The sequence below is a fragment of the Ramlibacter sp. MMS24-I3-19 genome (genome assembly GCF_050320135.1).
Classification (GTDB): Bacteria; Pseudomonadota; Gammaproteobacteria; order Burkholderiales; family Burkholderiaceae_C; genus Ramlibacter.
Map to the genome: position 1 here is coordinate 3,598,427 of NZ_CP190017.1, position 19,845 is coordinate 3,618,271.

Genomic DNA, 19,845 nt, shown 5'->3' on the forward strand with positions numbered 1-19,845 from the left:
CTCAACCGAACCGGCCGGTGATGTAGTCCTCGGTTTCCTTGCGCGTGGGCTTGAAGAAGATCTGCTCCGTCTCGCCCACTTCCACCAGGTCGCCCAGGTACATGTACGCCGTGTAGTCGCTGCAGCGCGCGGCCTGCTGCATGTTGTGCGTGACGATCACCACCGTGTAGTCGTTCTTCAGCTCGGCGATCAGCTCCTCGATCTTGCCGGTGGAGATCGGGTCCAGCGCGGAGCATGGCTCGTCGAGCAGCAGCACTTCGGGCCGGATGGCGATGCCGCGGGCGATGCACAGGCGCTGCTGCTGGCCGCCGGAGAGGCCCGCGCCGCTCTGGTCCAGCTTGTCCTTGACCTCGGTCCACAGCGCTGCCTTGCGCAGCGCCCATTCCACGCGCTCGTCCATGTCGGTGGGGCTGAGCGACTCGAACAGCCGCACGCCGAAAGCGATGTTGTCGTAGATCGACATCGGGAACGGCGTCGGCTTCTGGAAGACCATGCCGATCCTGGCGCGGATCAGCGCCACGTCCTGCTTCGAGGTGAGCAGGTTCTCGCCGTCCAGCACGATCTGCCCTTCCGCGCGCTGCTCGGGATAGAGCTCGAACATCCGGTTGAAGGTGCGCAGCAGGGTCGACTTGCCGCAGCCCGACGGGCCGATGAAGGCGGTCACCTTGCGCTCGGGGATGTCGAGGTTGATGCCCTTCAGGGCGTGGAACTTGCCGTAGTAGAAGTTCAGGTCGCGCACCGAGATCTTCGGAGGCGCCTGCAGGGTTGCACTCATGGCCATTGCCTTGTCAGGTCTTGGCGCGGGTGAGTACCCGCGCGAGGATGTTGAGGCCGAGCACCGCGGCCGTGATCAGGAAGACGCCGGTCCACGCCAGCTGCTGCCAGTTCTCGTACGGGCTCATCGCGAACTTGAAGATCGTCACCGGCAGGCTGGCCATCGGCTGCGACAGGTCGGAGGTCCAGAACTGGTTGTTCAGCGCCGTGAACAGCAGCGGCGCGGTCTCGCCGGAGATGCGCGCCACCGCCAGCAGCACGCCCGTGACCACGCCCGCACGCGCCGCGCGCAGCGTGATGCTGGAGATCACGCGCCACTTGGGCGCCCCGAGTGCATAGGCCGCTTCGCGCAGGCCGGCAGGCACCAGCAGCAGCATGTTCTCGGTGGTGCGGATCACCACCGGCACCACGATCAGCGCCAGCGACAGCATGCCGGCCCAGCCGGAGAACTGCTTGTAGCGGGCCACGACGACCGAGTAGATGAACAGGCCGATCACGATCGACGGTGCGGACAACAGGATGTCGTTGACGAATCGCGTGGTCGCGCCGAGCCAGCCCTTGGGATCGTATTCCACCAGGTAGATGCCGGCCAGGATGCCGATCGGGGTGGCGACGCAGGTGGCCAGAAGCACCATCAGCACCGAGCCGTAGATCGCATTGGCCAGCCCACCTTCGTCGTTGGGCGCGGGCGTCATCTGCGAGAGCGTGGCCCACGTCAGGCCACCGATCCCCAGGTGCACGGTCTCCCAGAGGATCCAGACCAGCCAGAACACGCCGAAGGCCATCGCTGCGAGCGAGAGCGCCAGGGCCACGTGATTGACGCGCTTGCGCGCGCGGTAGCGCTGCTCGCGTTGACGCGCGACGTCGGCGGCGCGCATCAGCGATTCGCCGGTGCCAGGTTGAACAGCGCTCATGACTTGGTGCCCTCGCCACGACGCAGCCGGGCCAGCAGCAACTTGGACAGCGCCAGCACCACGAACGTGATGAAGAACAGCACCAGGCCCAGGTAGATCAAAGCGGCTTGGTGCAGGCCCGCGGACGCCTCGGCGAATTCGTTCGCCAGCGCGGAGGTGATGCTGTTGGCCGGCTGGAACAGCGACACCGAGTCGAGCTGGTTGAAGTTGCCGATGACGAACGTCACGGCCATTGTCTCCCCGAGCGCGCGTCCCAGGCCGAGCATCACGCCGCCGATGACGCCGGCCTTGGTGTACGGCAGCACGACGCGCGAGACCACTTCCCATGTGGTGGAGCCCAGCGCGTAGGCGGATTCCTTGAGCATCGGCGGCGTGACGTCGAACACGTCGCGCATCACGGCGGCGATGAAGGGGATGATCATGATCGCCAGGATGATCCCGGCCGACAGCAGGCCGATGCCTACGGGAGGGCCGGACACCAGCGCACCCACGTACGGCACCTTGCCCAGTGCGGCCTGCAGCGGCTGCTGCACGTAGACGGCCAGGAGCGGCCCGAACACCAGCAGGCCCCACATGCCATAGACGATCGAGGGAATCGCCGCGAGCAGCTCGATGGCGGTGCCCAGCGGGCGCTTGAGCCAGGACGGCGACAGCTCGGTGAGGAACAGGGCGATGCCGAAGCTGACCGGCACTGCGATCACCAGGGCGATGAGCGACGTGGCGAGGGTCCCGCAGATCATCACCAGGCCGCCGAACTCCTGGCCGACAGGATCCCAGACCGGACTGGCGAGGAAGGACAGGCCGTACTTCTCGATCGCCGGCCAGGCGCCCAGCACCAGCGACAGCAGGATGCCGGCGAGCAACGCCAGGGTCAGCAGTGCGCTGCCTTTCGCGGCCCAGCCGAACGCCTGGTCGGCCCACGCCCCGCCGCGCAGGGAACGCCGCTGCGGCTGCATGCTCATCGTGCGCGGCGCGTCAGTGGCAGGCGTGAGCGGGAAGCTGGCCTCATGGGCGGGAAGTCTAGAGGACACCGTCCCGTACCTTCGTTGGCCAGGTGGGTCACTGGGCCGCGATCGGCTTGCCCGACGCGTCCTTGATCTCGCTCTGCCACAGCTTGCCGACCTGCGCCTTCACGGCGGCCGGCATCGGCACGTAGTCCAGGCCCTCGGCGGTCTTGTCGCCGTTCTTGTAGGCCCAGTCGAAGAACTTCAGCGTGGCCGCGCCGTCCGCAGGCTTGTCCTGCACCTTGTGCATCAGGATGAAGGTGGCGTTGGTCAGCGGCCAGGCCTGTGCGCCAGGCTGGTTGGTGAGGATCTGGTGGAAGCTCTTCGACCAGTCCGCACCGGCGGCAGCCGCCTTGAACGAGCTGATGTCCGGGTTCACGAACTTGCCGTCGGCGTTCTGCACCAGCGCATACGTCATCCTGTTCTGCTTCACGTAGGCGTACTCGACATAGCCGATGGTGTTGGGCAGGCGCCCCACGAAGGCGGCGACGCCCTCGTTGCCCTTGCCGCCCGCACCTGTCGGCCAGTTGACGGCGGTGCCTTCACCGACCTTCGCCTTCCACTCGGCGTTGGTCTTGGACAGGTAGTTGGTGAAGATGAAGCTGGTGCCGGATCCGTCGGCGCGGCGCACGGGCGTGATGGTGGCGTCGGGCAGGTTCAGGCCGGGATTGAGCGACTTGATGGCCGCGTCGTTCCACTTCGTGATCTTGCCGAGGTAGATGTCGCCCAGCACCTGGCCGTTGAGGTGCAGCTGGCCGGCAGCGATGCCCTTGATGTTGACCACGGGGATCACGCCCCCGATCACGGTCGGGAACTGGATCTGGCCCTTCTTCGCCAGTTCATCGTCCTTCAGGGGCATGTCCGAAGCACCGAACGCCACCGTCTTCGCATCGATCTGCTTGATGCCGGCACCCGAGCCCACGGACTGGTAGTTCACCTTGGCGCCGGTCGCCTTGTTGTACTCGGCGGCCCACTTGGCGTAGAGCGGCGCGGGGAAGCTGGCGCCGGCACCGGTGATGTCCTGGGCGGCGGCGAGCCCGGCGAACGAGACAGCAGCAAGCCCGAAGGCGACGCGACGCAGGTTGATCTTCATGCTTTGGTTTCTCGTGATGTGGATGGGGGACGAGGCCGATTCTGCGAAGGTTCCGTGACAGTGCCGTGACACACGGCATTTGCCGCGTACGCAAGCGAACCCGCGGCCCTGCGACTGGCCTCGCTTTGCTATGCTGGACCGCGCATGGACCACGGAACGCCACTGGCCGCCGTCGACCTCGGGTCGAACTCCTTCCGGCTCGAGATCGGCCGCTTCGACCACGGACAGGTCCACCGCGTCGAATACATCAAGGAGACCGTGCGCCTCGGCGGTGGGCTCGACGACGCGCGCAACCTCACGACGGCAGCCATGCAGCGCGGCTGGGACTGCCTGGCTCGCTTCGGCGAGCGCCTCGCCGGATTCGGCCGGCCCCAGGTCCGTGCCGTCGGCACGCAGACTCTGCGCGAGGCGCGCAATTGCGATGTGTTCCTCGCGCGGGCCAATGCGGCACTGGGTTTTCCGATCGAGGTGATCTCGGGCCGCGAGGAGGCTCGCCTGATCTACCAGGGGGTGGCGCACCTGCTGCCGCAGTCGGACGAGCGCCGGCTGGTGGCCGACATCGGAGGCCGTTCCACGGAGCTGATCCTCGGCCGCCAGTTCGAGGCGCGTGTCACCGAGAGCTACCGCGTCGGCAGCGTGGCCTGGTCGATGCGCTACTTCCCGGAAGGCGAGTTCACCGCCGCGGCGTTCGAGCGTGCACAGGTCGCGGCGCAGGCCGTGCTCGACGACGCGGTGGGCCGCTACGGGCGCGGCCAGTGGGACGTGGCCTACGGTTCATCGGGAACCATCGGCGCGGTCGGCGACATCCTCGCGGCGGCCGGCTACCACGGCATCCCGCGCGAAGGCTTGCGTTGGCTGGTGCAGCAGCTGGTGGCAGCCCGGTCGGCCGACAAGGTGCGACTCGATGGCCTGAAGGACGATCGCCGCGCCGTGATCGGTGGCGGCCTGGCGGTGCTGCTGGCCCTGTTCGACCTGCTGGGCATCGCGACCATGCAGCCTGCCGACGGCGCCTTGCGGCAGGGCGTGCTGTTCGACCTGCTCGATCGCGAGCAGGCCACCACCGACGTGCGCTGGAGCACGGTGCAGCGGCTCGCCACCAAGTTCGGCGTCGACCTGGCGCAGGTCGGCCGCGTGGGCCGGATCGGCACGCAGCTGCTGCAGCAACTGCAGGCGGGCAACGCCACGCCCGAAGCGCTGGCCCGCCACCAGCGCGAATTGCAATGGGCCGCGACCCTGCACGAGGTCGGCAGCCACATCTCGCACAGCGATTACCACAAGCACGGCGCGTACATCCTCGAGCACGCCGACGCCGCGGGCTTCGCGCGCCATGAATTGCATCGACTCGGCCTGCTGGTGCTCGGGCATCGCGGCAAGCTGCGCAAGCTCGATGCCGATTTCGGCGATGAGGCCTTCATCGAGACGCTGCTGTGCCTGCGCCTGGCCGTGATCCTGTGTCACGCCCGCCGCAACCCCGACCTGGGCGGCTTGCGGTTGCAGCCGGGACGTGGCCCGTTCCGATTGGCGATGACCGCCGACTGGGCCCGGGCCTATCCGCAATCGGCCCACCTGCTGCGCGAGGAAGCCGTGGCGTGGCAGAAGACACCGAGGACGCTGGCTGTCACCGTCACCTGAGCCGCATCGCATCACACCGTTTCATCGAGGAGAGAGGACCATGGTCACCACCCGCAAACCCGCCGTCAGCAGCAGCGCGTCACCCGCCAAACCCGTGGTCGCGGTGAAGCCGAGCGTGAAGCTCGCGGCCACGCCGGCCGGTCGCAAGAACGCGTCCAAGGCCAAGCCCGCGAAGGACAAATCCGCCAAGACGGGAAAAAGCAAGCCCGCGGCGAAAGCCGGCAACGGCAACCCCGCCAAGCAGGTCAAGGCAGGCGCCAGGACGCTCAAAGCCGGCAAGAGCGCCAAGGCAGGCAAGGCCGCCAAGACCAAGCTCGTGCGTGACAGCTTCAGCTTCCCGAAGGCGGAATACGCGGTGCTGGATGTGCTGAAGGACCGCGCGGTGAAGGCCGGCAAGGCCGTGAAGAAGAGCGAGCTGCTGCGCGCCGGCCTCAAGGCGCTGGCGGCCCTGCCGGACCTCGCGTTCCATGCCGCGCTCGACGTGCTGCCGGCACGCAAGCCGGCCCGCAAGAGCAAGAAGGGCTGATCGCGGCGCTCAGAGCGCGTCGGGGGCCAGCACGGCGACCACGACGCATTCCAGGCCGGCCTCGCGCACGCGCGCCCGCAGCCACCACGCCGATCCCTTGCGCACGGCGCACTCGCCGCCCGTGATCGCCATCAGGTGCGCCACCACCTGCCCCAGGGTGGGCTGGTGCCCGACCACCATCACCGGATGGCGCGCCTCGGGCCACTGCGCTGCCGCCAGCACGTCGGCGGCGGTCGCGCCTGGGGCCAGCACGTCGCGCAGGCTGAACCTGCGCCCCAGCGCCTGCGCGGTCTGCTCGCAGCGACGGGCCGGACTGCAGAGGATGCGCGTGCCTTGGGGCAGCACGCGATCGAGCCAGGCACCCACGCGCGCGGCCTGCTTCTCGCCCTTGGCGGTCAGCACGCGCTGCAGGTCGCTCATGCCCTCGCGCGGGTCTTCGGCCTCGGCGTGTCGCCACAGGATCAGGTCCATGCCACCTCCTCGGCCGGTTCGCTGGCGGCATAGCGCCCCATCAGGGCCTGCTGTGCGCTGAGCCCCTTCGACGCGGAATCGAGGCGCAGCGAGGCGTAGTGGCCATCGGGCCGCAGCTCCCAGGCGTCGGCATCGTCGTGCAGGTAGGCCACCAGGCACTCGTCGATGAGCCGCTGCCGCAGCACCGGATCGGTGACCGGCCAGGCGATCTCGATCCGGCGCAGCATGTTGCGGTTCATCCAGTCCGCGCTGGAGAGGTACAGCTCCTCGGCCTCGGCAGCGCGGAAGTAGAACACCCGGGAATGCTCGAGAAAGCGGCCGACGACGGAGCGCACCCGGATGTTGTCGGTCAGTCCGGGCTTCTGCGCCGGCAGCATGCACGCGCCGCGCACGATCAGGTCGATGCGCACGCCCTGCTGGCCGGCGCGCACCAGGGCCAGCATCAGCTGCTCGTCGGTCAGGGCGTTCATCTTCACCACGATCCGTGCCGGCAATCCGCGCGCCGCGGCCTGGGCCACCAGCCCGATCTTCTCGATCAGCTTGCGGTGGAGCTGGAACGGCGCCATCAGGATCTTCTCGAGCTTGGGCAGCCGCGTCTGGCTCGCCAGGTGCACGAACACCGCCTCGACGTCGGCGGTGAGGCGCGGGTCCGCCGTGAGATAGCTGATGTCGGTGTACAGCCGCGCGGTGCGCGAGTTGTAGTTGCCCGTCGAAAGGTGCGCATACCGCACCAGCGCCCTGCCCTCGCGGCGCGTCACCAGCAGCATCTTGGCGTGCGTCTTCAGGCCCACCACGCCGTACACCACTTGCGCGCCGATGGACTCCAGCTGCTCGGCCCAGTTGATGTTGGCCTCCTCATCGAAGCGCGCCTTCAGCTCCACCACCGCCATCACTTCCTTGCCGCGGCGCACCGCTTCGCGCAGCAGCTCCATCAGGTCCGAGTCGCTGCCCGTGCGGTAGATGGTCTGCCGGATCGCCAGCACTGCGGGATCGTGGACGGCCTCGCGCAGGAACGCGATCACCGCATCGAAGCGCTCGAACGGCTGATGCACCAGCACGTCGCCCCGCCGCAATTGCTCGAACGCCGACTGGCCCGGCCGCAGGCCCGCCGGCGCGGAAGGAAGGAATGGGGGAACAGCAGGTGCGGCGCGTCGACCAGGTCGATCAGCTGCTGCAGCCGCACGAGATTCACCGGACCTTGCACGCGGTACAGCGAAGCGGCCGGCAGGTTGAACTGCAGCAGGAGGAAGTTGGCGAGGAAGTCCGAGCAGCCGGCCGACACTTCCAGCCGCACGGCCTGGCCGAAGTGGCGCTGCTGCAGTCCCAGCCGCAGGGCCGTTCGCAGGTTGCGCACGTCGTCGTCGTCCACGGCCAGGTCCGAATGGCGCGTGACCCGGAATTGCGAGAACTGGCTCACCTCGCGTCCGGGGAACAGGTCCTCCAGGTGCGCGCGGATCACGCTGGACAGCGACACGAACAGCGTCTTGCCGCCGGCCACGCGGTCCGGCATGCGGATCAGGCGCGGCAGCACGCGCGGCACCTTGACGATGGCGATCTCGTTGACGCGCCCGAACGCGTCCTTGCCGCCCAGCCGCACGATGAAATTGAGCGACTTGTTGGCCACCTGGGGGAACGGATGCGCGGGATCCAGCCCCACCGGCACCAGCAGCGGCCGCACTTCACGCATGAAGTAGTCGTCGACCCAGCGCCGCTGCGCCGGGTTGCGATCGCCGTGCGACACGATCTCGATGCCGTGCTTGGCGAAGGCGGGCGTCAACGCGTCGTTGAACAGCGCGTACTGCTGCTCCACCAGCCGGTGCGCGGCCGCCGCAAGCGCCTCGAACGTCTGGACCGTGTAGGTGCCCTTGCGCTCGCCGTTCTGCACGGCCGTGAGGTGCGGTGCGCCGCGCACCTCGAAGAACTCGTCGAGATTGGACGAGACGATGCACAGGTAGCGCAGGCGCTCCAGCAGCGGCACGTCGTCGCGCCGCGCCCAGTCGAGCACGCGCTCGTTGAAGGCGAGGATGCTGTGGTCGCGGTCGAGGAAGGGGACGGCCTCGCCGGGCGCTTCGGGGATGGGCAGGGTGATCGAGGACGACGGCAGCAACACGGCAGTGTCACGGGCCGGACGATGGCCGCGTGCATCTCGACACTAACACCGGGCCGCGACGCCATGGGGCGCGCGCCCTGCCCCGTTCAGACGGGTTCCAGCGGGTGCGGCGCGCCGGCGGGCAGCTCCAGCGCGACACCGTCGCCGGTCCGCACCTCACCGCCATGGACCACCACCGCCATCACGCCGGCCTTGCGCACGAGGGCGCCATGTGCATCGCGATCCAGGACGGCAGCCATCAATCCCTGTTGGAACTTGTCGATCTGCGAACACGGATTGCGCAGCCCGGTGAGTTCGACGACAGCCTCGGCCCCGAGTCGCAGGCGCGTGCCCGTCGGCAGCTGCAGCAAATCGACGCCGCGGGTCGTGACGTTCTCGCCCATGTCGCCGGGCCAGACCGCGTGCCCGCGCTCCATCAGCTCGTCGAACAGTTCGGCCTGCAGCAGGTGCACCTGGCGCAGGTTCGGTTGCGACGGATCGCGCTTCACCCGCGAGCGATGCTTCACGGTGGGGCCGGCATGCGCATCGCCTTCGACGCCAAGGCCGGCCACCAGTGTGATTGCGTCTTCGGCGATTTTGCTGAAGCTGTGGCTGCTGCTGCGGTGGACGGCGACGACTTGCGCCGCCATCAGCCCGCCCGGATCGCGTCGGCCAAGGACTGCGCGCCGCTCTTGGCGAGCTTGGCGTCCTGCGCCTCGACCATCACACGCACCACTGGCTCAGTGCCGCTCGGACGGATCAGGATGCGGCCGAGGCCGCCCAGCTGCTGCTCCAGTTCCATCTGCGCCTGCGCCAGGCCTCGGCTCTGCTTCCAGTCCTGGCCGGGCTGCAGCCGCACGTTGACCAGCGTCTGCGGGTAGAGCGTCACGCCCTCGAGCAGCTGCGCGAGGCTTCGGCCGCTGCGCACGCTGGCCTTGAGCACCTGCAGCGCGCTGATCAGGCCGTCGCCCGTGGTGTGGCGATCCAGCGCGAGCAGGTGGCCCGAGCCCTCGCCGCCCAGCAGCCAGCCGCGGCGTTCCAGTTCTTCCAGCACGTAGCGGTCACCGACCTTGGCCCGCACGAATTCGACATCGCGGGCGCGCAGCGCCAGTTCGACGGCCATGTTGGTCATCAGCGTGCCCACCGCGCCGGGCACGCGTTCGCCGTTGAACTGCCGGTCGGCCACCATCAGGTACAGCAGCTCGTCGCCGTTGTACAGCCGGCCGGTGTCGTCCACGACCTGCAGCCGGTCGGCGTCGCCATCCAGCGCGATGCCGAAGTCGGCGCCGTGCTCGCGCACCGCCTTCACCAGCGTCTCGGGATGGGTGGCGCCGCAGCCGCGGTTGATGTTCAGGCCGTCGGGCGAGCAGCCGATGCAGTGCACCTCGGCGCCCAGTTCGTGGAACACCTTGGGCGCGATCTGGTACGCGGCGCCATTGGCGGCGTCGACCACGATCGACAGGCCCCTGAGCGTGAGGTCGTTGGAGAACGTGCTCTTGCAGAACTCGATGTAGCGGCCCGATGCATCGTCCAGGCGCTTGGCCTTGCCCAGGTTGGCGGAATCGGCCCATGCCGGCGGCGCATCGAGCGCGGCCTCGACGGCCTGTTCCCACGAATCGGGCAGCTTGGTGCCCTGGGCGCTGAAGAACTTGATGCCGTTGTCGGCATACGGGTTGTGGCTGGCGCTGATCACCACGCCGAGGCTGGCACGTTGCGCGCGCGTGAGGTACGCGACACCGGGCGTCGGCAGCGGCCCGAGGAGAACGACATCGACGCCGGCCGAATTGAAGCCCGATTCGAGCGCGCTCTCCAGCATGTAGCCGGAGATGCGCGTGTCCTTGCCGATCAGGACCGTGGGGCGCTCCTCGGTGCGCTTGAGCACGTGGCCCACGGCATGCGCGAGGCGCAGCACGAAGTCGGGCGTGATCGGGGCTTCGCCGACCGTGCCACGGATGCCGTCGGTGCCGAAATAGCTTCTGCTCATGGTGTTGTTTCCCTTGTCTTGTCCCGGAGTTCCGGGCGTGCCGCCGACCAGACCTTCAGGGCGGCAACGGTGTCGCGCACGTCGTGCACGCGCACGATGCGAGCGCCGCGTTCAACGGCCAGCAGCGCCGCCGCCACGCTGGGCAGCAGGCGGTCCTGCACGTCGAGCCCGGTGACCTGCCCGAGCGACGACTTGCGCGACCAGCCCACCAGCAGCGGCAGGCCGAGGTCGAGGAGTTCGTCCTGGCGCGCCAGCAGCGCGAAGTTCTGGGCCACGCTCTTGCCGAAGCCCACGCCAGGATCCAGCACGATTCGATCGGCCGCCACGCCGTGGTCCTGGAGTGCCTGCGCCTGCTCGCGCAGGAACGCGCGGACCTGCGGCACCGCATCGCCCTGCATGGGCGCGAGCTGCATGGTGCGGGGCTCCCCGTGCATGTGCATGAGGCACGCGCCGCAGCTGGCGTGCGCAGCGACCACGTCGCGCGCGTCGGGTTGGCGCAGCGCCCAGATGTCATTGACGATGTCGGCGCCGAGATCCAGGCAGGCACGCATCACGTCGGGCTTGGACGTGTCGATGGAGATCGGCACGCCAAGCGTCACCGCACCGCGCACGACCGGCAGCAACCGCGCCAACTCCTCGTCGAGGTGAACCGGCGGCGAGCCGGGACGCGTGGATTCGGCGCCGAGGTCCAGGATGTCGGCACCTTCGGCCACCAGCCGCTCGCACTGCGCCAAGGCCGCACCGCTGCTGTGGAAGCGGCCGCCGTCCGAGAACGAATTGGGCGTGACGTTGACGATGCCCATCACGCGCGGCTGCGCGAGATCGATGCGGAATCGGGCCGTCTGCCAGTGCATGGGCTTGGATTGTGCGTCAGCTCCACAAAGCAGAAAGGGCCCGACCGGGCCCTTTCGTGCTGTGCCGACTGGCTCTTTCAGGCTGCCGACGGCGACGGGTCCGTCACCACCGGGCTGCCGCCCGAACCGCCTCCCGATGACGGCGAACGCGGCGTGAAGTCCTTGGGCGGACGCGGATCCTTGCCGGCCATGATGTCGTCGATCTGCTCCATGTCGATGGTCTCCCACTCGAGGAGGGCCTTGGCCATGGCGTGCATCTTGTCCTTGTTGTCCTCGATCAGCTTGCGGGCCAGGTTGTACTGGTCGTCGATGATGCGGCGAACCTCGCGGTCGACCGTCTGCATGGTTTGCTCGCTGATGTTGGTGGTCTTGGTGACCGAGCGGCCCAGGAACACCTCACCCTCGTTCTCGGCATAGACCATCGGGCCCAAGGCGTCGGTCATGCCGTAGCGCATGACCATGTCGCGGGCCAGGTGGGTGGCGCGCTCGAAGTCGTTGCTGGCGCCGGTGGTCATCTGGTTCATGAACACCTCTTCCGCGATGCGGCCGCCGAACAGCATGGAGATCTGGTTCAGCATGTACTCGCGGTCGTAGCTGTAGCGGTCCTGCGCCGGCAGGCTCATCGTCACGCCCAGCGCGCGGCCGCGCGGGATGATGGTGACCTTGTGGACCGGGTCGCACTTCGGGAGCATCTTGCCGATGAGGGCGTGCCCAGCCTCGTGGTAGGCCGTGTTGCGGCGCTCTTCCTCGGGCATGACCATGCTCTTGCGCTCGGGGCCCATCAGGATCTTGTCCTTGGCCTTCTCGAAGTCCTGCATCTCGACCACGCGCGCATTGCGGCGGGCGGCCATCAGCGCAGCCTCGTTGCACAGGTTGGCCAGGTCGGCGCCCGACATGCCCGGCGTGCCGCGGGCGATGATGCTGGCGTTGACGTCCTGGCCGATCGGCACCTTGCGCATGTGCACGTTGAGGATCTGCTCGCGGCCGCGGATGTCGGGCAGCGTCACGTAGACCTGGCGGTCGAAGCGGCCGGGACGCAGCAGCGCGGCATCCAGGATGTCCGGGCGGTTGGTGGCGGCCACCACGATCACGCCCAGGTTGGTCTCGAAGCCGTCCATCTCGACCAGCATCTGGTTGAGGGTCTGCTCGCGCTCGTCGTTGCCGCCGCCGAGGCCCGCGCCACGCTGGCGGCCCACCGCGTCGATTTCATCGATGAAGATGATGCAGGGCGCGTTCTTCTTGGCGTTCTCGAACATGTCGCGCACGCGGGCCGCGCCCACGCCAACGAACATCTCGACGAAATCGGAACCCGAGATCGAGAAGAACGGCACCTTGGCCTCGCCGGCGATGCCCTTGGCGAGCAGCGTCTTGCCGGTGCCCGGAGGGCCGACCAGCAGCAGGCCGCGCGGGATGCGGCCACCGAGCTTCTGGAACTTCTGCGGGTCCTTCAGGAAGTCGACAACTTCCTTCACTTCCTCTTTCGCTTCGTCACAGCCGGCAACGTCGGCGAAGGTGATCTGGTTGTTGTTCTCGTCGAGCATGCGCGCCTTGCTCTTGCCGAACGAGAACGCACCGCCCTTGCCGCCGCCCTGCATCTGCCGCATGAAATAGATCCACACGCCGATCAGCAGCAGCATGGGTCCCCAGCTGACGAGCAGCGTCATGAGGAGGGAGCCCTCCTCGCGCGGCTTGACGTCGAACTTGACGCCGTTGTTGATCAGGTCGCCCACGAGGCCCCGGTCGAGATAGGTGGCCGTGGTGCGGATCTTCCGGTCGTCGGTGGTCATCGCCACGATCTCCGTGCCGCCCTGGCCCTCCTGGATCACTGCGTTCTTGACGCGATGGTTGCGCACTTCCTCCAGGAAATCCGAATAGCCCATCACGCTGGCGCCGGCGGCACCACGAGTGTCGAACTGCTTGAAAACCGTGAAGAGAACGAGCGCGATGACGAGCCAGACGGCGATTTTGGAGAACCACTGATTGTTCAACTCAGACTCCGGGAGGGCGGGGACTCCGCCTAGGTACGGCCCATTCTAGGGGTTTCAAGTCGTGGAATGCGGCGGAGTGGCTACTCCGGCATAGCCCAAGGGTGACAGGGCGTCACCGGGTCAACCCAGTCACTGCTGCTTCAGGCCGATGCCCACGAGGAAGGTCTCGGACGACTTGTCGCGCGAGGCCTTCGGTTTCAGAGGCTTGACCACGCGGAAAGTTTCCTTGAACAACTTGACGAGCTGGCTGTAGCCGCTGCCGTGGAACACCTTTGCCACCAGGGCGCCGTCGGGCTTGAGGTGCGCCCGAGAGAAGTCGACGGCCAGTTCCACCAGGTGCTGGATGCGGGCGGAGTCGGCCGACTCCACCCCGGACAGGTTGGGCGCCATGTCCGACACGACGGCATCGGCCTTGCGCCCCTGCACCGCCGCTTCGAGCCGTGCCAGCACTTCGGGCTCGCGGAAATCGCCCTGGAGGAACACGACGCCTTCGACGGGTTCCATCGGCAGGATGTCCAGCGCGATGATCGTGCCATCCAGCGCCCCGACGGCCGCGCCCTGCGGCGACAGCTTGCGCCGCACGTACTGGCTCCAGGCACCGGGCGCGGAGCCCAGGTCGACCACGAGGTTGCCCGGCCGGATCAGGCCCAGGCTTTCGTCGATCTCCTTGAGCTTGTACGCAGCGCGGGCCCGGAAGCCTTCCTTCTGCGCGAGCTTCACGTAGGGATCGTTGACGTGGTCGTTCAGCCAGGCCTTGTTGACCTTCTTGCTCTTGGTCTTGACCTTCATCGCGAAGCTCCCGAATGGCGCGGGATAATCGGGCCCATGCCCGCCATCCAGCTCACCATCGCCGAACGCAAGGCGCACCGCGCCGAAGCCCACCATCTCGATCCGGTGGTGATGATCGGCAACGACGGCCTGACGCCGGCAGTGGTCAAGGAAACTGACGCGGCCCTCAACGCCCACGGCCTGATCAAGGTGCGCGTGCTCGGCGACGATCGCGAACAGCGCGAGGCCATGTACCAGCAGTTGGCCGACCAGCTCGGCGCCGCGCCCATCCAGCACATCGGCAAGCTGCTGGTGCTGTGGCGGCCAAAACCGGCCAAGGAACGTCCGGTCGACGAGGACCGCATGCGCGGCCCGAAGGACGTGAAGGTGCTCAAGTACAGCAAGCGCGGCGGCCAGCGCCCGGAGGTGAAGACCTTGCGCGTGCTGGGCAACCAGCGGCTGTCCGCGGGCGGCCAGGTGAAGCGGGCCAAGCCCAAGCAGAAGTCGGTCAAGAAGGGTCGCCTCGGTTGACAGGGGCTGGATCCCGGCCTTCGCCGGGATGACCGTCCCCGCCTCCGCGGGGATGACGAGCCTTGCCCTGCTCGCCGGTCATTTTCACCAGGACGACCAGCGCGCACACCCACTGCAACGCGTACAAGCCGCTGCCCAGCGAGTGCCACAGGCGCAGGTTCTCGCGCGCGACGATGCGCGGAGCGACCGCGAATTCGGACAGCAGCGCGAACAGCAGGCCCGCGAGCACGAAGGCCACGGCGCCGCGACCCCAGTCCATGGTCGGTGCTTCGCCGGGCGAACGCGACGCCAGCAGCGCCAGCAGGCCGCAAGCCAGGCTGATCCACGTCTGCGCCGTGAAGAGGCGTGCCGCCGTCTGGCCCGCCAGCGCCGGCGTGGGCAGGTGAACGAACAGCAGCGGCACCACCACGAACCCGAGGGCCGTCAGGCTGCCCCACCAGAGGGCCGCCGCGAGCACCGGGACACGCTGCCGCCAGGACATGGTCAACGGTAGTTCACCGCCACGATCTCGTAGTGCTTGATGCCGCCAGGGGCCTGCACTTCGGCCGTGTCGCCCTCTTCCTTGCCGATGAGGGCTCGCGCGATCGGGCTGGAGATGTTGATCAGCCCTTCCTTCAGGTCGGCCTCGTCCTCGCCCACGATCTGGTAGCGGACCCTCTCGCCCGTGTCTTCTTCCTCGAGTTCCACCGTGGCTCCGAACACCACCTTGCCGCCGGCATCCAGGCCGGACGGGTCGATGATCTGCGCCGCCGCGAGCTTGCCTTCCAGCTCGCGGATGCGGCCCTCGATGAAGCCCTGGCGGTCCTTGGCGGCGTCGTACTCGGCGTTCTCGGACAGGTCGCCCTGCGCACGCGCCTCCGCGATCGCGCTGATCACGGCGGGCCGTTGCACGGTCTTCAGCGCATGGAGCTCGGACTTGAGCTTCTCGGCGCCGCGCTTGGTGATGGGGATGGTGGTTGCCATATGCGTATTTCGTGGGTCCAAAGGAAAACCGCCGACCGTTGCCGACCGGCGGTGTTCAAGGGCTCCGATTATGCCCGCGGGCGCAGGCTCAGCCTCTCGCGGCCGGCAGGGGTGCACCTTGCAGCGGACGCCCCACGAGGCGGGTGAGGATGCCCAGGGGACTGGCCGCGGGGTCGTACTGGGCCGACACGGGCAGGTGGAACGTCTGCTCCATCATGTACTGGCCGCCCATCGCGGCATGCAGCGTGTGGTCGGAGAAGCAGACCCAGGTGGAGCCGGCGGCGAACTCGACCCGCTGTTGTGGAGCTTCGGCCTGGTAGCCGTCGTCCATCTTCATCGTGTCGTGCAGCTGCAGCATGAGATGGTCGTACTCGCTGCGCAGCGACTTGGTGACGCCGAGCGCGTTGAGCGCCTTCGCCTGCCACGGCGAGTAAGGCTTGATGCGCGGCAGGTAGCGCCCCGCCAAGTCCTCGAACGGCTCCCCGACGCGCCACACGCGCGGCTGCCCCTCGGGGTTGATGTTGGTGAACACGCGCAGGATGCGCTCACCGTAGTTGGGCCGCGTGGGGAACGCGTCGACATGCAGGCGGCGGTCATCGGCACGCACCGACTGCTTGCGGGTGGAGACGTCGGTCGGCCGCAGGCTCGTCGGTGCCGGGCGGAGGTTTGCGTCGTAGGCCGGGAAAAGGCCGCGCACCAGCGCGCGGGCCTGGGTGGCGAACCGGCCGACCAGGCCGGCCACCGTCGCCTGCACGGCTTGGTCGCCCGAAGCGCCCTTGAGCTGTCCCTTCACGTCGAGGCTGATGTTGCGCGAGCCTTCGGCCAGCAGTTGCGGGCGAAGCAGCGCAGCCTCGGGCGCTTCGAGCGCGAACGCGAGGCGCGGGAAGTACAGCACCTGCCCGGCCTCGACGGCCGCCACCGAAGCGGCGTCCGCGGTCGCCCCGAACCAGTCGGCCAGCGGGAGCACGACGATCGGATCGCGCATGGCCGGCAGGCTCAGGCAGCGGCGAGCTGCGCGTGCAGTTCCTGCACCGAGTAGACGTCCAGGTCGTCCATGTACTTCATGCCTTCGACGGCCGCTTCGGCGCCGGCGATGGTGGTGAACGTGGTGACGCGAGCCAGCAGCGACGAGGTTCGGATGGCGCGCGAATCGGAGATCGCGTTGCGGCGCTCCTCGACCGTGTTGATCACCATGCAGATCTCGTTGTTCTTGATCATGTCGACCACGTGCGGACGGCCTTCGGCGACCTTGTTCACCGACTGGCAGTCAATGCCCGCGGCGTTGATCGCAGCCGCGGTGCCCTTGGTGGCGACCAGCTCGAAGCCCTGGGCCGCGAGCTGGCGAGCAACGTCCACCGCGCGCGGCTTGTCGCTGTTCTTCACGGTGAGGAACACCTTCTTCACCGCGTCGGTCGGACGCGGCAGCTTGGTGCCGGCGCCGAGCTGGCTCTTGACGAAGGCCTCGCCGAAGGTGCGGCCCACGCCCATCACCTCGCCCGTGGACTTCATCTCGGGGCCGAGGATGGTGTCCACGCCCGGGAACTTCACGAACGGGAACACCGCTTCCTTGACGCTGAAGTACGGCGGGGTCACCTCGTCGCGGATGCCCTGCTCGTCGAGCGTCTTGCCCACCATGCAGCGGGCCGCGACCTTGGCCAGCTGGATGCCGGTGGCCTTGCTCACGTAGGGCACGGTGCGCGAAGCGCGCGGGTTCACTTCCAGCACGTAGATCACGTCCTGCCCGTCGATCTGCTGGATGGCGAACTGCACGTTCATCAGGCCGACCACGTTCAGCGCCTTGGCCATCGCGGACGTCTGGCGCTTCAGCTCGTCGACGGTGACCTGCGACAGCGAGTACGGCGGCAGCGAACAGGCCGAGTCGCCCGAATGCACGCCGGCCTGCTCGATGTGCTCCATCACGCCGCCGATGAACGTGCGCTTGCCGTCCGACAGGCAGTCGACATCGCACTCGATGGCGTCGTTGAGGAAGCGGTCCAGCAGCACGGGCGAGTCGTTGGAGACCTTCACCGCCTCGCGCATGTAGCGCTCCAGGTCACGCTGCTCGTGCACGATCTCCATCGCGCGGCCGCCCAGCACGTACGAGGGACGCACCACCAGCGGGTAGCCCAGCGCCTGCGCCTTCTCCAGCGCCTCGGGCTCGGTGCGCGCCGTCGCATTGGGCGGCTGGCGCAGCTTGAGCTCGGTCAGCAGCTTCTGGAACCGCTCGCGGTCCTCGGCGGCGTCGATCATGTCGGGGCTGGTGCCCACGATGGGCACGCCCTCGGCCTCCAGGCCCAGCGCCAGTTTCAGCGGGGTCTGGCCGCCGTACTGCACGATCACGCCGGCAGGCTTTTCCTTGTCGACGATCTCCAGCACGTCTTCCAGCGTCAGCGGCTCGAAGTACAGCCGGTCCGACGTGTCGTAGTCGGTGGACACCGTCTCGGGGTTGCAGTTGACCATGATGGTCTCGTAGCCGTCCTCGCGCAGGGCGAGCGCGGCGTGCACGCAGCAGTAGTCGAACTCGATGCCCTGGCCGATGCGGTTGGGACCGCCGCCCAGCACCATGATCTTCTTCCTGTTGGTCGGCTCGGCCTCGCACTCGTCCTCGTAGGTCGAGTACATGTAGGCGGTGTTGGTGGCGAACTCGGCCGCGCAGGTGTCCACGCGCTTGTAGACCGGGCGCACGCCCAGCGTCTTGCGCAGCTCGCGCACGGCCTTGTCGGTTGTCTTCAGCAACTTGGCCAGGCGGCGGTCGGAGAAGCCCTTGCGCTTCAGCGTGCGCAGCGTGCGCGCATCGATCGACTTCAGTGCGCCGTCACCCTTCTCGGCCGCCAGCTTGTCCAGCGCCAGCTCGATCTTGACGATCTCCTCGATCTGCACCAGGAACCACTTGTCGATCTTCGTGAGGTCGTGCACCTCGTCGACGGTCATCCCCTGGCCGAAGGCATCGCCCACGTACCAGATGCGCTCGGGGCCGGGTTCGCCCAGTTCCTTCTCCAGCACCTCACGGTCCTGCGTCTTCTCGTTCAGGCCGTCAACGCCGACCTCGAGGCCGCGCAGCGCCTTCTGGAACGATTCCTGGAAGGTGCGGCCCATGGCCATCACCTCGCCCACCGACTTCATCTGGGTGGTGAGGCGCGAGTCCGCGGCCGGGAACTTCTCGAACGCGAAGCGCGGGATCTTGGTGACGACGTAATCGATCGAGGGCTCGAAGCTCGCCGGCGTGGCACCGCCCGTGATGTCGTTGCGCAGCTCGTCGAGCGTGTAGCCGACGGCCAGCTTGGCCGCGACCTTGGCGATCGGGAAGCCCGTGGCCTTGGAGGCCAGCGCCGAGGACCGCGACACGCGCGGATTCATCTCGATGACGATCATGCGACCGTCCTTCGGGTTGATCGAGAACTGCACGTTCGACCCACCCGTGTCGACGCCGATCTCGCGCAGCACCGCCAGCGAGGCGTTGCGCATGATCTGGTATTCCTTGTCCGTCAGCGTCTGCGCCGGCGCGACCGTGATGGAGTCGCCGGTGTGCACGCCCATCGGGTCGAGGTTCTCGATCGAGCACACGATGATGCAGTTGTCCGCCTTGTCGCGGACCACTTCCATCTCGAACTCCTTCCAGCCGAGCAGCGATTCCTCGATCAGCAGCTCGTTGGTCGGCGAGGCTTCGAGGCCGCGCTTGCAGATGACCTCGAATTCCTCGGCGTTGTAGGCGATGCCACCACCTGTGCCGCCCAACGTGAAGCTGGGGCGGATGACGGTGGGGAAGCCCACGGTCTTCTGCACCGCCCACGCCTCGTCCATCGAATGGGCAATGCCGGAGCGAGCGGAGCCCAGGCCGATCTTGGTCATCGCCTCCTTGAACTTCTGCCGGTCCTCGGCCTTGTCGATGGCCTCGGGCGTGGCGCCGATCAGCTCCACGCCGTGCTTCTCGAGCACGCCATGGCGCCACAGATCGAGCGCGCAGTTCAGCGCGGTCTGGCCCCCCATGGTGGGCAGGATCGCATCGGGCTTTTCCTTGGCGATGATCTTCTCGACCGTCTGCCAGGTGATGGGCTCGATGTAGGTGACGTCGGCCGTGGCCGGGTCGGTCATGATCGTCGCGGGATTGCTGTTGATCAGGATGACCTTGTAGCCCTCCTCGCGCAGCGCCTTGCAGGCCTGCACGCCGGAGTAGTCGAACTCGCAGGCCTGGCCGATGATGATCGGGCCCGCGCCGATGATGAGGATGCTCTTGATGTCTGTGCGCTTGGCCAT

General features: G+C 67.8%; 16 protein-coding genes and 2 pseudogenes. 3 read left to right on the forward strand and 15 right to left on the reverse strand.

Annotation, left to right across the window (positions count from 1 at the left end):
• Position 1: 1 nt before the first annotated feature.
• From pstB to pstS, 4 genes are all read right to left on the reverse strand, one after another.
• Entirely contained in the window at positions 2-775 is a 774-nt protein-coding gene (gene pstB, locus ACPWT1_RS17860) for a phosphate ABC transporter ATP-binding protein PstB (RefSeq protein WP_427912486.1), read from the reverse strand.
• Between the two features lie 13 nt (positions 776-788).
• Entirely contained in the window at positions 789-1,652 is an 864-nt protein-coding gene (gene pstA, locus ACPWT1_RS17865; protein WP_427915584.1) for a phosphate ABC transporter permease PstA, read from the reverse strand.
• Positions 1,653-1,684: 32 nt separating this feature from the next.
• On the reverse strand, positions 1,685-2,650 hold the full coding sequence (gene pstC / locus ACPWT1_RS17870) for a phosphate ABC transporter permease subunit PstC (protein WP_427915585.1): 966 nt from the start codon (positions 2,648-2,650) through the stop codon (positions 1,685-1,687).
• A 97-nt stretch (positions 2,651-2,747) separates the two neighbouring features.
• Positions 2,748-3,785: a phosphate ABC transporter substrate-binding protein PstS gene (pstS, locus tag ACPWT1_RS17875; RefSeq protein WP_427912487.1), complete on the reverse strand. Its 1,038-nt coding sequence runs from the start codon at positions 3,783-3,785 to the stop codon at positions 2,748-2,750.
• Positions 3,786-3,929: 144 nt separating this feature from the next.
• Here pstS and ACPWT1_RS17880 point away from each other — a divergent pair, with 144 nt between their 5' ends.
• Together ACPWT1_RS17880 and ACPWT1_RS17885 are read left to right on the forward strand one after the other, a co-directional pair.
• Positions 3,930-5,417 carry an exopolyphosphatase gene (locus tag ACPWT1_RS17880; RefSeq protein WP_427912488.1) on the forward strand — a complete coding sequence of 496 codons (1,488 nt, stop codon included), beginning with the start codon at positions 3,930-3,932 and terminating at the stop codon, positions 5,415-5,417.
• A 40-nt stretch (positions 5,418-5,457) separates the two neighbouring features.
• On the forward strand, positions 5,458-5,943 hold the full coding sequence (locus ACPWT1_RS17885) for a hypothetical protein (RefSeq protein ID WP_427912489.1): 486 nt from the start codon (positions 5,458-5,460) through the stop codon (positions 5,941-5,943).
• Between the two features lie 9 nt (positions 5,944-5,952).
• Here ACPWT1_RS17885 and ACPWT1_RS17890 read toward each other — a convergent pair whose 3' ends face one another.
• The 7 genes and pseudogenes from ACPWT1_RS17890 to ACPWT1_RS17920 all read right to left on the reverse strand — a co-directional run bounded on the left by ACPWT1_RS17890 (position 5,953) and on the right by ACPWT1_RS17920 (position 14,118).
• Entirely contained in the window at positions 5,953-6,414 is a 462-nt protein-coding gene (locus ACPWT1_RS17890) for a SixA phosphatase family protein (RefSeq protein WP_427912490.1), read from the reverse strand.
• Positions 6,405-8,518 (reverse strand): annotated as a pseudogene (gene ppk1, locus ACPWT1_RS17895) (polyphosphate kinase 1). Before ppk1 ends, ACPWT1_RS17890 begins: the two are co-directional and overlap by 10 nt.
• A 92-nt stretch (positions 8,519-8,610) precedes the next feature.
• Positions 8,611-9,153 carry an MOSC domain-containing protein gene (locus ACPWT1_RS17900; protein WP_427912491.1) on the reverse strand — a complete coding sequence of 181 codons (543 nt, stop codon included), beginning with the start codon at positions 9,151-9,153 and terminating at the stop codon, positions 8,611-8,613.
• Positions 9,153-10,487, reverse strand: coding sequence for a phosphoglucosamine mutase (gene glmM / locus ACPWT1_RS17905; protein ID WP_427912492.1), 1,335 nt, complete (start codon positions 10,485-10,487; stop codon positions 9,153-9,155). Before glmM ends, ACPWT1_RS17900 begins: the two co-directional genes overlap by 1 nt.
• Complete coding sequence (folP, locus tag ACPWT1_RS17910) at positions 10,484-11,341, reverse strand: dihydropteroate synthase (RefSeq protein ID WP_427912493.1); 858 nt, start codon at positions 11,339-11,341, stop codon at positions 10,484-10,486. Before folP ends, glmM begins: the two co-directional genes overlap by 4 nt.
• 77 nt (positions 11,342-11,418) lie before the next feature.
• The gene (gene ftsH / locus ACPWT1_RS17915; protein WP_427912494.1) at positions 11,419-13,329 is read right to left on the reverse strand and encodes an ATP-dependent zinc metalloprotease FtsH; all 1,911 of its coding nucleotides are present in this window, start codon (positions 13,327-13,329) and stop codon (positions 11,419-11,421) included.
• Between the two features lie 129 nt (positions 13,330-13,458).
• Positions 13,459-14,118 carry an RlmE family RNA methyltransferase gene (locus ACPWT1_RS17920; RefSeq protein WP_427912495.1) on the reverse strand — a complete coding sequence of 220 codons (660 nt, stop codon included), beginning with the start codon at positions 14,116-14,118 and terminating at the stop codon, positions 13,459-13,461.
• A gap of 36 nt (positions 14,119-14,154) precedes the next feature.
• Here ACPWT1_RS17920 and ACPWT1_RS17925 point away from each other — a divergent pair, with 36 nt between their 5' ends.
• Entirely contained in the window at positions 14,155-14,628 is a 474-nt protein-coding gene (locus ACPWT1_RS17925; protein WP_427912496.1) for a YhbY family RNA-binding protein, read from the forward strand.
• An 88-nt stretch (positions 14,629-14,716) separates the two neighbouring features.
• Here the strand turns inward: ACPWT1_RS17925 and ACPWT1_RS17930 are convergent.
• The 4 genes and pseudogenes from ACPWT1_RS17930 to carB all read right to left on the reverse strand — a co-directional run.
• A pseudogene (locus ACPWT1_RS17930) lies at positions 14,717-15,109 on the reverse strand (DUF4149 domain-containing protein); the annotation flags it as partial.
• 2 nt (positions 15,110-15,111) lie between these two features.
• The gene (greA, locus tag ACPWT1_RS17935) at positions 15,112-15,591 is read right to left on the reverse strand and encodes a transcription elongation factor GreA (protein WP_427912497.1); all 480 of its coding nucleotides are present in this window, start codon (positions 15,589-15,591) and stop codon (positions 15,112-15,114) included.
• Between the two features lie 88 nt (positions 15,592-15,679).
• Positions 15,680-16,576 (reverse strand): Kdo hydroxylase family protein, encoded by an 897-nt coding sequence (locus ACPWT1_RS17940; RefSeq protein WP_427912498.1) that lies wholly within the window; start codon positions 16,574-16,576, stop codon positions 15,680-15,682.
• Positions 16,577-16,587: 11 nt separating this feature from the next.
• Complete coding sequence (gene carB / locus ACPWT1_RS17945) at positions 16,588-19,845, reverse strand: carbamoyl-phosphate synthase large subunit (protein WP_427912499.1); 3,258 nt, start codon at positions 19,843-19,845, stop codon at positions 16,588-16,590.